Here is a 12,795-nt window from a genome sequence, read left to right as displayed (position 1 = left end):
TTATCATTTAGGTAATAATTTTATAAGAAACGATAATAAATTAGAATATCAATATAATATATCACTAAATACAAAAATAAATATCTAAAAAAATATAAATGGAAAACATAATGTAAAAGCAAAGTGGGTGTAGTGAATGAGTGATAGACCTGTAGGAGTATTTGACTCGGGACTAGGGGGATTGACGGTTTTAAAAGAGATAACAAAGATATTGCCAAATGAAAATATAGTTTACTTTGGAGATACGGCAAGAGTACCATATGGAACGAGATCTAAAGAAACTGTTATGAAATATACATTTCAAGCTATAAACTTCCTTAGAAGTAAGGATGTAAAGGCTATTGTAATAGCGTGTAATACAGCTACAGCGAGATCTTTAATAGAAGCTCAAGAGCATTATGATATTCCAATACTAGGAGTAATTGAAGCCGGTGCTAGAACAGCTACAAATACTACTGAAAATAATATAGTGGGAATAATCGGGACTGAAGGTACAATAAGGTCAAAGGCATACAATAAAGAAATAGCAAAGTTGAATAAAGATATAAAAATAGTAGACAAAGCATGTACTCTATTTGTTCCTCTTGCAGAAGAAGGTTGGGCAAATACAGATGTAGCTAAACTTACTGCAAAGAGATACCTAAAAGAATTAAAGGATCAAGATATAGATTGCCTTGTGTTGGGATGCACACACTACCCAATACTTAAAAGAACTATTGGGGAAGAATTAGGCATGGATATAAAATTAGTAAATCCGGCAAAAGAAACAGCAATGGATTTAAAAAAAGTACTAGAGGATCAAGGTGACTTAAACCATGGAAACGGGGAAGATGTAAAGTATGAATACTATGTATCTGATATACCAGAGAAGTTTTCATCAATAGCAAATGAATTCTTGAAAAAAGAGATAACAGATGTAAACAAAGTAGAAATACAAAAATACTAATTTGTCATGTAAATATTTGGAGGAAAGTATTTTGAATGTAAATATAGATATTAGTACGAGACAAGAAATCGGAGATAATGAAGTAGATATTATTAGATTAAAGACTTCAGGCAAGATATACTATAAAAAAGACGGGGTATATGTAATCTATAAAGAAGCAGATGAAGGGTTTGAAGTCACTAACACAATAAAAATTAAAGAAGGCGAGATAAGTATAAAGAAATTTGGACATGTTAATTCGCTTATGACATTCAATGAAGGTGTTTTAACTACTACTAAATACAAAACTCCACAAGGTGTGTTTTTCATGGAAGTTAAGACTAATTCCTTGTCGATAGCATTTAATGAAGACAATAGTATACAAGTAAATATAAATTATAATATTGAGATACAAGATTTATTCTCTGGAGTAAATGATATAAATATAAAGATTTTTAAAGCTTAATTGCTCTAATTATTTTGAGAAATTTTATAAAGGTAGTTAAAAAACTACCTATTAATTAATTTATTTGGTATTATTGTATTTATATAAAACTTTAAAAATCTTAAAAAACAAGGATTTAAGAGTTTTTTATAGAAAACATACTTTAAGTTAATAAAAACTAAGTATAAGAGGGATTGATATGGTATTTGAAAAAGTTATGAATACAATAAAAAATCACAATTTAATTAAAAAAGGTGATAAGATTGTTTTAGGCATTTCTGGTGGACCTGATTCAGTGTGTCTATTGCACGTTTTAAATAGATTAAAAGAAGAATTAGATATAGAAATATATGCAGCCCATTTAAACCACCAAATAAGGGGTTTAGAAGCTCAAAGGGATGCTTTATTTGTATCTCAATTATGCGAGGAATTAGGCATTATTTTTTTTGTGAAATCAATTGATATACCAAAATACTGCGAAGATAATGGAATATCTTTGGAAGATGGAGCTAGAAGAAAACGCTATGAAATGTTCTACGAAATAAGAGAAAAAACTCAAGCAGACAAAATAGCTCTAGGTCACAACATGAATGACCAAGCAGAGACTATTCTAATGCGTATGATGAGGGGCACAGGACTTCAAGGCTTAAGAGGTATAGAGTATATGCGAGATGGTTGTTTAATTAGACCGATACTCGATTTAAGCAGAGATGAGATAGAAAATTACTGTGAAGAGCACAATTTAAATCCGCGCATAGACCAGACAAATTTAGAAAGCATATATACTAGAAATAAAATCAGGTTAGAATTATTGCCTTATATGAAGGAAAACTTCAATTCTAATATAGTAGAGTCTATAGTTAGAATGGGTAAAAACTTAAAAAGCGACAGCGATTTTATAGAATGTGAAGCGCAAAATGTATTTAATGATGTTTTAGAGCATGGAGAGAGCGAATACGGCATAGAAATAGATATACAGATTTATTCAAAACTCCAAAATGCAATGAAATCTAGAGTAATTAGATATGGTATAAAAAAAGTTCTAGGTGATACTAACTTTATCGATCAAGTACATATTGACGATGTTATGTCTCTAGAGAGTAATTCTAAAATAGATAAAATGATAATACTTCCAAGAGGTATGTTTGCATATAGGAAAAAAGATAGTATAATACTAACAGATAAAGAACTTGTAACTGATGAAGTAGAGTTTTGTTACAATGTTCCTTACAATGGCTTTATTAAAATAAAAGAGATAAATAAAGTTGTTCAGACAGAAATTATCAGTATTGAAAGATATAAAAGCATGAGGCTTGGAAAAAATTCTAAAGGATTTGATTTTAACAAGGTAAAGGGAGGGGTAGTAATTAGGAATAGAAAACAAGGTGATAAAGTAAAACTAGCCGTAGGTAGTAAAAAAATTAAAGATTTGTTCATAGATTTAAAAATACCTAAGGAAGATAGATGTAGGATACCTATAGTTCTAGATGAAAATGGTGTTATGTGTGTAGGTGATTATAGGCTCAGTGAAGATTATAAAGTTGATGAGAATACACGAGAAGTCTTAAAAATTACTTTTAACAATTTATAGAAAAAACAACAGTGAGAGGAGGACTTCTATATTGGATAAGAAGCTTAAAGGGTTTGGATTCTATATAATTATCTTCGTAGTTATAATTGGGGTTGCACAGCTTTATAATAAGCCACAAGAAGATGTAGAGAATCTAAAATTTTCTACAGTTTACAGTGAGCTGACAAAAGGGCAAATAAGAGAAATTAAATTTATTAGTGGAACTCAAGTCGAAGGTGAAAGAGTTAAACTAGATGACAAAAATAAAGTAATAAAAGCAGATAAAGAAGGAAAGATAGTAAATGAAAAAAATGAGAAAACTGCTAAAGGCGTTAAAGAAAAACGTTATAAGTTTAAATCATATGTTCCAACAGAAGTTATGGGTGATAAACTTGCCGATGAGGTATTAGACCAGGCAGAGGCAGGAACATTAAAACTTACTGGGGAGCCTCGTCCGACAACACCATGGTTTGTTGAAATGTTACCGACTATGTTAATACTTTTCCTTATGGTTGTGCTTTGGTTTGTATTTATGAACCAGTCTCAAGGCGGTGGCGGAAAAGTTATGAGTTTTGGTAAATCAAAAGCCAAAGTTCATAAAGATGATGAAAAGACGAGAGTCAGATTTAAAGATGTAGCTGGACTAGAAGAAGAAAAAGAGGATTTACAAGAGGTTGTCGATTTCTTAAAGAATCCAAAAAAATATATTGAGCTTGGAGCCAGAATTCCAAAGGGAATGCTTATGGTTGGACCTCCAGGTACAGGTAAGACATACTTATCAAAAGCTGTTGCTGGAGAAGCAGGAGTACCATTCTTCAGTATAAGTGGTTCAGACTTCGTTGAAATGTTTGTTGGAGTTGGGGCTTCAAGGGTTAGAGATTTATTTGATCAAGCTAAGAAGAGTTCACCGGCTATAATATTTATCGATGAGATAGATGCGGTTGGTAGAAAAAGAGGTGCTGGCCTTGGCGGTGGACACGACGAGAGAGAGCAAACTCTTAACCAATTGTTAGTCGAGATGGATGGTTTTGGTGTGAATCAAGGAATAATAATTATGGCTGCTACAAATAGACCAGACATTCTTGACCCGGCGTTACTTAGACCTGGTAGATTTGATAGACAGGTTGTAGTTGGTACGCCTGATGTAAAAGGTAGAGAAGCTATATTCAAGGTTCACTCTAGAAACAAGCCTCTTGATGAATCTGTGAAGATGGATGTGCTAGCTAGAAGAACACCTGGATTTACTCCAGCGGATATAGAGAATCTTATGAATGAAGCAGCAATATTAACTGCTAGAAAAAGAGAAAAGAAAATAAAGATGGAAACTATAGAAGAGGCTATAACAAAAGTTATTGCAGGTACAGCCAAGAAGTCTAGAGTAATAAGTGAAAAGGAAAGAAGACTTACAGCTTACCATGAAGCAGGTCATGCAATATGTGCACATGTACAAGAAAACGTAAGCCCTGTTCATCAAGTTACTATAGTTCCAAGAGGTATGGCTGGTGGATTCACCATGCAATTACCTGTAGAAGACAAATTCTACGCAACTAAGAATGAGATGGAAGAAAACATAGTAGTTTTACTTGGAGGAAGAGTTTCTGAAGAGTTGATACTAAAAGATATTTCGACAGGAGCTTCTAATGACTTGGAGAGAGTAACTGCAACTGCAAGAGGTATGGTTACTAAATACGGTATGAGCACTAAGCTTGGACCTATGTCATTTGACAGTCAAGATGAAGTATTCTTAGGAAACAGTTTCTCAAGTACTAGACACTACTCTGAGTCTGTTGCTTTTGAAATAGACAAAGAAGTAAAAGAGATTGTAGATGAAGCATATGGAATGACTAAAAAAATATTACTAGATAATATGGATAGACTAGAGTATGTAGCCAAGGCTTTACTACTTTACGAAACTCTTGATGCAGATCAATTCTTAAAGGCTTTCAACAAAGAATTGTCTCTAGGCAGTGGTGAAGAAGCTACTACAGTAGATACAAGCGATGTAGAAAATCTTAAAGAAGAAAATAAATCAAAAAATGTAATCGAATTTAAAAAGAGTGATGAATCAGTTAAAGATGATGATTCAAATAAAGACGATTAGGTCAAGTGTATTAAGATTATAAAGAGTTATATCAAAGGCGGTTTAAAGTTCGCTATGATGTAACTCTTTTTTTATTTGTTTTTTAGAGTAACTTATATTAGAATTTTAGTAGACTTAACAAGAATTGGTGGTGGATTTAGTTGGATATTAAAAGGATAAAAAATAACATAGGTACAGATTTTATTGGACAAAACATATTGTACTTGGATACCGTGAACTCAACAAATTTGTATGCAAAGAAAATTGCAAAAGAAAATACACATGGAACTTTAATTATTAGTGAAGAACAAACTGCTGGAAAAGGTAGATTAGGTAAAAATTGGACTTCAAATTTCGGTGAAGGAATCTGGATGACTATAATATTAAAGCCTGAAATCAAAATACAAAATGCACCATTTTTGACATTAGTAGCTGGAGCCGCAGTTGCAAAATCGTTGAACAGTTTGGGATTAGAAGCTCTTATAAAATGGCCTAATGATATTACATTAAATAATAAAAAAATATGTGGTATATTGACTGAGCTATCTGCAGAAAATGAGAGTGTAAGCTATATTGTACTTGGAATGGGTATAAATGTTAATACTTTAAATTTTGATAAAGAAATATCAGCTAAAGCTACATCAATTTTAAAAGAGGGATATAAAATAGATAGAGAAATTATTATTTTAAATATATTAGAAGAATTTGAAAAAATTTATAAAAACTATGTCAATGCCTGTGATAAACATGAAACCTTAGCTTTAAACAGACGATTCTCAGCTATAATTGGTAAGAATGTTTATATAATAGAAAGCGGTGTAAGAAAGTTAAAAATATGCCTTGATATAAACGAAGATGGTAATCTTTTAGTTCAAGATGAAGATGGAAGCATTACTGAAGTTAATTCTGGAGAAGTTTCTGTGAGAGGAGAAGGCGGATATGTATAACAATATTCTCGATGTAGAAGGGTTAAAAGTTGGACAGGTAGAAGATGAAAAAGGTTTGACAGGCTGTACAGTCGTTCTGTGTGAAGAAGGAGCTACTTGTGGAGTAGATGTTAGAGGATCTGCTCCAGGCACCAGAGAAACGGATCTATTAGATCCTATCAATATGGTACAGAAGGTACATGCAGTAGTTTTATCTGGAGGTTCATCATTTGGGCTTGAAGCTTCTTGTGGAGTAAGCAACTATTTAGAAGAACATGGCATTGGATTTGATGTTGGAATTACGAAAGTGCCTATAGTTGTTGGTGCAGTTTTATTCGATTTAAGCGTTGGAGATTCTAAATGTAGGCCTGACAAGAAAATGGGGTACAAAGCGTGTAAAGTGGCGACGAGCAAAGAATTAAAACAAGGTAACTACGGTGCAGGATGTGGTGCGACTGTGGGAAAATCACGTGGACAAGAGTTTTCAATGAAGGGCGGAATTGGAAGCCACTCAATAAAGTTGGATAATGGCCTAGTTGTTTCGGCTATGGTTGCAGTAAATGCTTTTGGTGATATTTATGAAGGCGGAAATATTATAGCTGGAGTTTTAGATGATGACAAGAAAACAAAATTAAATAGCTATGAATTGATGAAAAAAGGTGTTTCTAGTGGAGGATTTAGTATAGATAACACTACAATTGGTGTTGTAGCAACTAATGCAATATTTACTAAAGCTGAATGTAAAAAGGTATCACAGATGGCTCATGATGGATATGCTAGAGCAATCTTTCCTATTCATACACAACATGATGGAGATACTATTTTTACAATGTCTACAGGAAAAATTGAAGCGGATGTCACACTTGTAGGATCTCTAGCAGTAGAAGTAGTGGAAAAAAGTATAGTAAATGCTGTTAAAAATGCAAAAAGTTTAGGAGGACTAGAGTCTTACAGAGATTTAAAGAATAAATAAGCATATAAAAATACTAAAATTAAAATTAAAAATAAATGATAAATTAGGTAAAATTAATTAAAAATAAAATAAATTTAGAATTATGATTCAATTTGAACAAATAACCTATTTTTATAAAATTATTGACAACGAAATATTGAATTGATAAAATTGTTTTGTCTAGCTAGCATTTTAGAATTCTAAAAGCTTGACTAAAGACAACGTTTTAGAAGATAAATTCAATAAGGTTCAAAAATAGTTCGGCATCTTTACAGAGCTGAAACGGAGGTGTATTTAAAAATGAATACAAATGTATCAACAAGGAACAAGATTAATTTAAGACAGATGACGGTTATAGGGTTATTATCGGCAGTATCTATAATGTTATCTATGACGCCCTTAGGATTTATACCTATAGGTCCAGTAAATGCCACAATAATGCATTTACCAGTTATCATAGGAGCTATTGTAGAAGGTCCAATAGTTGGAGCTGCTATAGGACTTATTTTTGGAGTGACGAGTTTGATTAGAGCTATAACAGCGCCCACAATAGTGTCTTTCGTATTTATGAATCCGATAGTAGCATTAGTTCCTAGAGTACTTATGGGAGTCCTGTCTTATTATGTGTACAAGTTGATTTTAAAAGCTACAAAAAAGGTATACTTATCAGGGTTCGTGACAGGTCTAATTGGATCTTTGATCAACACTTGTGGAGTATTAGGACTTGTATATCTTTTGTATGCTGATAAATATATGCATGCATTAGGTCTAAGCGGTTCTGGAGGTAAAGTTTTATTTGGACTTGCTGTGACCAATGGAATACCAGAAGCTGTAGTTGCGGCTTTAGTTGTTTCCTCAATTGCTGTTGCATTTAAAAAAAGGAAAGAAGGTTAGTGACATATGCTTCTAGTATTTGATATTGGAAATACAAACATGGGTTTAGGTGTCTTCAAAGGTAAAAAGTTGATAAAAAATTGGAGAATCAATACAGATAAAGAAAAGACATCCGATGAGTACGGAATACTTATAAGTAGTTTATTTGAGAGAGATGGTTTGGATATAAAGAAAGTAGAAGATATAATAATATCTTCTGTAGTTCCAAATGTTATGCACTCATTAGAAAATTTTTGCTTCAAATACTGCAACAAAAAACCTCTTGTAGTTGGACCAGGGGTTAAGACTGGGTTAAATATAAAATATGACAACCCAAAACAAGTTGGTGCAGATAGAATAGTAAATGCTGTCGCAGGGATAGAAAAGTATGTATCACCTTTTATACTAGTTGATTTCGGTACAGCGACTACATTTTGTGCAATATCAGAAAATAATGAGTATTTAGGTGGAACTATTGCACCAGGTATAAAGATATCTAGTGAGGCGCTTTTCCAACGAGCATCAAAGTTGCCTAGAGTAGAGCTTATTAAATCAGGAGCTACAATTTGTAAAAATACTGTTGCAGCTATGCAATCTGGCATAATTTACGGTTATGTTGGACTAGTTGACAAAATCATCGATATGATGAAAAAAGAGTTAAATCATCCGGATATAAAAGTAATAGCTACAGGAGGTCTTGCAAATCTAATTGCATCTGAAACCGATAGTATAGATTATGTAGATTCGTTATTAACACTAGAAGGATTAAGACTAATTTACGAAAAAATAAAGAATAGAGAAACAGGGAATTGGATAATATCTAGTTCCCTGTTTAAGATTATTTATAATTAAATTGCAATAATGTGAATACAGTAGTAAGGAGATAAATATGAAAATAGGAAATGTTGAGCTTGGAGGGAGAGTGTTTTTAGCTCCTATGGCTGGAGTTACGGACCTTGCTTTTAGACTTATATGCAAAGAAAAAGGATGCGATTTACTGTACACAGAGATGATAAACGCTAAAGCTCTGTGTTATGATGATGAAAAAACCAAAAAAATGCTGAATATTAGAGAAGAGGAACATCCAGTATCTGTGCAAATTTTGGATCAGATCCAAACTATATGGGTAGAGCTGCAGATATACTAAATGAATACCCAAATGAAATTTTGGACATAAATATGGGATGTCCAGCTCCTAAAGTAATAAAAAATGGAGATGGGTCAGCGCTTATGAGAAATCCAAAGCTAGCTGGAGAAGTCTTGAAAGCAGTAGTCAAAAATTCAATTAAACCAGTGACTCTTAAAATTAGAAAAGGATGGGACGACAATAGCATAAATGCACTTGAAATAGCGAAAATAGCAGAAGATGCAGGTATATCTGCAATTGCAGTCCACGGTAGAACGAGGGAACAGTACTATTCAGGGGCTGCTGACTGGGATATAATAAAACAGGTCAAAGAAGCAGTCAAAGTCCCCGTGATAGGTAATGGGGATGTTTTTGATATAAAATCTGCAATAAAAATGTTAGACAAAACAGGTTGTGATGCTATAATGATAGGTAGGGGTTCTCAGGGTAACCCGTGGATTTTTAGTCAAATTAATAGTTATTTAGATAATGGTATAGCCATTCCAGAGCCAAGCGCATTAGAAAAAATAAATACAGCGATTAAACATCTAAACTTAGCACTTGAAGAAGATGGTGAGTATGTAGCTGTTAGAGAAATGAGAAAACACATCGCTTGGTATTTAAAAGGGCTTAAAAATTCAGCGAGACTCAGAGACGAAATAAATAAGATAGAATCTTATGATGATGTAGTATTGAAACTACAGCGCTATTTAGAGGATTCCTTGACATAAAAATAAGAGTGACTTATAATATAGCGAATAAATTATAAAAGATTATAACTATTTAAAATAAATTAGGATTTTCCTAAAAGTATGCGAAAGGGATGTGGAAATGATGATAGATGTTAAAGAAACATTATTGACGGAAGAAGGATATCATAAGCTAGAAGATGAGTTAGAGTACTTAAAGGTTACTAAAAGAAAAGAAGTTGCTGAAAGAATAAAAGTAGCGATTTCATTCGGAGATTTATCTGAGAATGCTGAGTACGATGAAGCTAAAAATGAACAAGCACAATTAGAGGAAAGAATAGTTAAGTTAGAAAACATGCTTAGAAAAGCTGTAATAATAGATGAAAGCAACATAGATCTTAGCGTTGTAACTATAGGTTCTATAATCAAGCTAAAAGATTTAGAGTTTGATGAAGATATAGAATACGCTATAGTTGGTTCAGCTGAGGCAGATCCTTATGATGGAAAAATATCAAACGAATCTCCAGTTGGGCAAGCTTTGTTAGGAAGAAGTGTTGGCGAAACAGTCGAAGTTCAAGTTCCTGATGGAGTTATTAAGTTCGAAATTTTAGATATCAAAAGATAAATAAGATAAATTGGAGGTACGAAATGAATAACAATGGACAAAACAATGGAGAATCAGAAGTAAAAGAGAACCTTAGTGAAGTTCTTCAAGTTAGAAGAGATAAATTAAGTGAGTTACAAGACAATGGTAGAGATCCATTTAAAGAGACTAGATATGATAGAACTCATTTTTCAAACGAAATAAAAGACAACTTTGACGAGTTAGAAGGTCAAACTGCGAAAATAGCAGGTCGTATTATGAGCAAAAGAATCCAAGGAAAAGCTGGATTTATCGATATACAAGACCAAAATGGTAGGATTCAATCTTATGTCAGAAAAGATAATATAGGCGAAGAAGACTACGATTATTTTAAAAAGTATGATATTGGAGATATTATTGGTATTGAAGGAGATATATTTAGAACTCAAAAGGGTGAAATATCTATAAAAGCAAAAAATGTAGTATTACTTAGTAAATCACTGCAAATTCTACCAGAAAAATACCATGGACTAAAGGATCATGAGCTTAGATATAGACAAAGATATGTGGATTTAATAGTAAATCCAGAAGTTAAGCAAGCATTCTTATCTAGAACTAAGGCTTTAAAAGCGCTTAGAAGTTTCTTAGACGAGAGAGGGTTCTTAGAAGTTGAAACTCCTATCCTAAACACTATAGCTGGTGGAGCAAATGCTAAGCCTTTCGTTACTCACCACAATACTTTGGATATACCAATGTACTTAAGAATAGCTAATGAGCTTTATTTAAAGAGATTAATAGTTGGTGGGTTTGATAAAGTTTACGAAATGGGTAGGATGTTTAGAAATGAAGGGATGTCTATAAAGCATAACCCTGAGTATACTGCTATGGAATTATACCAAGCATATGGTGATTATACAGATATGATGGACATAACAGAGAATTTAATTTCCCATATGGCTAAAGAGACTACAGGTAGTATGGTAATAAACTATCAAGGAACTGAAATAGACTTTACTCCTCCTTGGAAGAGAATGACAATGGAAGACTGTGTTAAAATGTACACTGGAGTAGATTTTTCTACTATAAATACTGACGAAGAAGCTTTATCAGTTGCAAAAGAAAAAGGTATAGAAATAACACCTGGTATGAGAAGAGGAGAGATTATAAATGCTTTCTTCGAGGAATTTGGTGAAGATAAATTAATCCAACCTACATTCATAACTCACCATCCAGTTGAAGTATCTCCGCTTTCTAAGAGAAATGCAGAAGATCCAAGAAGAACAGACAGATTTGAAGCTTTCGCTAACAAATGGGAACTAGCGAATGCTTTCTCTGAGCTAAATGACCCAATAGATCAAAGAGAGAGATTTATGGATCAAGAGAGAAAGAGAGAGCTAGGGGACGATGAGGCATTTGAAACTGATGAAGATTTCCTAAACGCTCTTGAAGTAGGTCTACCACCTACAGGAGGACTTGGAGTAGGTATAGATAGAGTTGTAATGCTACTTACTAATTCTCCATCTATAAGAGATGTATTGTTATTCCCAACTATGAAACCAATAGACAATAATGACAATGACAACGACGATGAAAAGTAAAAAATAAACCATTATAAAATAGAGTTTTCATTAGTATTGTTGTTTATATAATGATTATAATATTTTACAATGATTGTAGATAATTTTTAATAAAGGCTCCTATACTGTTTGATAATACGCAGATATGTAGGCGCCTTTTTTTATTCGCAATATATTAGTGCTGTATTCATGTTATATTTTACTTTACAATTAAACAACATGTCCTATAAATTGATATGTGTTTTTGGGGGTTGTGACTTTATACTGAAAAATTTTAGAAGATGTCATTTTATTGTGATGCTATTTGAAGGAATTTTTGTAAAGGAAGTTGGAATAATTATAAGAATTGTTTATACATAATAAATAATATATTGGGTGGAGGAACGGATATGTTTCAAATTGTTAATCTATTATGCTTTTTATGTATAAGTTTTTTGGTACTGGACGTTTTGGTTTTTATCTGTAAAGATGCAATAAATATATTTAATAGCAGTGTCAACGTTAAAAAGAAAGCTAAAGTTCGCGTTAGAAGCGATCAAACGGCGGCAAATTACTATATGGAGAAAATAGCAAAATAAAAATATACTCAAAAATATTAAATATTTATTAAAAGGTTATACTGATATTGTGTGTATTTGGGGGTTTCAATAACGAAATTATAACCTTTTTTAATTATTTTTTAAAAAAGTATTGACTTAGATTTTAGATTTTGATATAGTAATACTTGTCTTCGAAAGAGACGCAAACAAAACACAAAAGAAAGACTTAAAGAGTATAAAAGAACATTGAAAATTAAACAGTAGGTTAATTTATAAGAAAACAAGAAACAAACCATATAAAGCCAGATATTAAAGATAACGATAGTATCTGAGCAGGTCAAATTATTATTGAGAGTTTGATCCTGGCTCAGGATGAACGCTGGCGGCGTGCCTAACACATGCAAGTCGAGCGAACCCTTCGGGGGAGAGCGGCGGACGGGTGAGTAACGCGTGGGTAACCTACCCTGTACACACGGATAACATACCGAAAGGTTTACTAATACGTGATGA

At 32.7% G+C, this 12,795-nt stretch carries 11 protein-coding genes, 1 rRNA gene and 1 pseudogene; all 13 read left to right on the top strand.

Annotated elements, in window-relative coordinates; genetic code table 11:
• The first annotated feature begins 136 nt into the window (after window positions 1-136).
• Window positions 137-946 carry a glutamate racemase gene (gene murI, locus T473_RS0108315; RefSeq protein WP_024621497.1) on the top strand — a complete coding sequence of 270 codons (810 nt, stop codon included), beginning with the start codon at window positions 137-139 and terminating at the stop codon, window positions 944-946.
• A gap of 31 nt (window positions 947-977) precedes the next feature.
• Window positions 978-1,391 (top strand): YwiB family protein, encoded by a 414-nt coding sequence (locus T473_RS0108310; RefSeq protein WP_024621496.1) that lies wholly within the window; start codon window positions 978-980, stop codon window positions 1,389-1,391.
• 178 nt (window positions 1,392-1,569) lie between these two features.
• Window positions 1,570-2,961, top strand: a complete 1,392-nt coding sequence (gene tilS / locus T473_RS0108305) for a tRNA lysidine(34) synthetase TilS (protein ID WP_024621495.1) — start codon at window positions 1,570-1,572, stop codon at window positions 2,959-2,961.
• Between the two features lie 31 nt (window positions 2,962-2,992).
• A complete protein-coding gene (gene ftsH / locus T473_RS0108300; RefSeq protein WP_024621494.1) occupies window positions 2,993-5,041 on the top strand; it encodes an ATP-dependent zinc metalloprotease FtsH in 2,049 nt (682 codons plus the stop codon).
• Window positions 5,042-5,181: 140 nt separating this feature from the next.
• Window positions 5,182-5,967: a biotin--[acetyl-CoA-carboxylase] ligase gene (locus T473_RS0108295; RefSeq protein WP_024621493.1), complete on the top strand. Its 786-nt coding sequence runs from the start codon at window positions 5,182-5,184 to the stop codon at window positions 5,965-5,967.
• Window positions 5,960-6,919: a P1 family peptidase gene (locus T473_RS0108290; RefSeq protein WP_024621492.1), complete on the top strand. Its 960-nt coding sequence runs from the start codon at window positions 5,960-5,962 to the stop codon at window positions 6,917-6,919. Before T473_RS0108295 ends, T473_RS0108290 begins: the two co-directional genes overlap by 8 nt.
• A gap of 279 nt (window positions 6,920-7,198) precedes the next feature.
• A complete protein-coding gene (locus T473_RS0108285) occupies window positions 7,199-7,792 on the top strand; it encodes an ECF transporter S component (protein ID WP_024621491.1) in 594 nt (197 codons plus the stop codon).
• 6 nt (window positions 7,793-7,798) lie between these two features.
• Complete coding sequence (locus tag T473_RS0108280; protein WP_024621490.1) at window positions 7,799-8,623, top strand: type III pantothenate kinase; 825 nt, start codon at window positions 7,799-7,801, stop codon at window positions 8,621-8,623.
• 37 nt (window positions 8,624-8,660) lie between these two features.
• Window positions 8,661-9,628: pseudogene (dusB, locus tag T473_RS16505) on the top strand (tRNA dihydrouridine synthase DusB).
• A gap of 103 nt (window positions 9,629-9,731) precedes the next feature.
• Window positions 9,732-10,211, top strand: coding sequence for a transcription elongation factor GreA (greA, locus tag T473_RS0108270; RefSeq protein ID WP_024621489.1), 480 nt, complete (start codon window positions 9,732-9,734; stop codon window positions 10,209-10,211).
• Window positions 10,212-10,234: 23 nt separating this feature from the next.
• Window positions 10,235-11,767: a lysine--tRNA ligase gene (gene lysS, locus T473_RS0108265; RefSeq protein ID WP_024621488.1), complete on the top strand. Its 1,533-nt coding sequence runs from the start codon at window positions 10,235-10,237 to the stop codon at window positions 11,765-11,767.
• A gap of 368 nt (window positions 11,768-12,135) precedes the next feature.
• Window positions 12,136-12,324, top strand: a complete 189-nt coding sequence (locus T473_RS0108260) for a hypothetical protein (RefSeq protein ID WP_024621487.1) — start codon at window positions 12,136-12,138, stop codon at window positions 12,322-12,324.
• 305 nt (window positions 12,325-12,629) lie between these two features.
• Window positions 12,630-12,795: ribosomal RNA gene (locus T473_RS0108255) — 16S ribosomal RNA — on the top strand; the annotation flags it as partial.

It is taken from the genome of Clostridioides mangenotii TR (genome assembly GCF_000498755.1).
GTDB lineage: Bacteria > Bacillota > Clostridia > Peptostreptococcales > Peptostreptococcaceae > Metaclostridioides > Metaclostridioides mangenotii_A.
The sequence above is the reverse complement of the archived record's forward strand: the minus strand, read 5'-3'. Positions and strand labels throughout refer to the sequence as shown.

Excerpts from the sequence above, each read along its gene's own strand:
- murI (WP_024621497.1), top strand. The coding sequence starts at position 137 with ATGAGTGATAGACCTGTAGGAGTATTTGACTCGGGACTAGGGGGATTG.
- tilS (WP_024621495.1), top strand. The coding sequence starts at position 1,570 with ATGGTATTTGAAAAAGTTATGAATACAATAAAAAATCACAATTTAATT.
- T473_RS0108290 (WP_024621492.1), top strand. The coding sequence starts at position 5,960 with ATGTATAACAATATTCTCGATGTAGAAGGGTTAAAAGTTGGACAGGTA.
- T473_RS0108285 (WP_024621491.1), top strand. The coding sequence starts at position 7,199 with ATGAATACAAATGTATCAACAAGGAACAAGATTAATTTAAGACAGATG.
- T473_RS0108280 (WP_024621490.1), top strand. The coding sequence starts at position 7,799 with ATGCTTCTAGTATTTGATATTGGAAATACAAACATGGGTTTAGGTGTC.
- greA (WP_024621489.1), top strand. The coding sequence starts at position 9,732 with ATGATAGATGTTAAAGAAACATTATTGACGGAAGAAGGATATCATAAG.
- lysS (WP_024621488.1), top strand. The coding sequence starts at position 10,235 with ATGAATAACAATGGACAAAACAATGGAGAATCAGAAGTAAAAGAGAAC.
- T473_RS0108260 (WP_024621487.1), top strand. The coding sequence starts at position 12,136 with ATGTTTCAAATTGTTAATCTATTATGCTTTTTATGTATAAGTTTTTTG.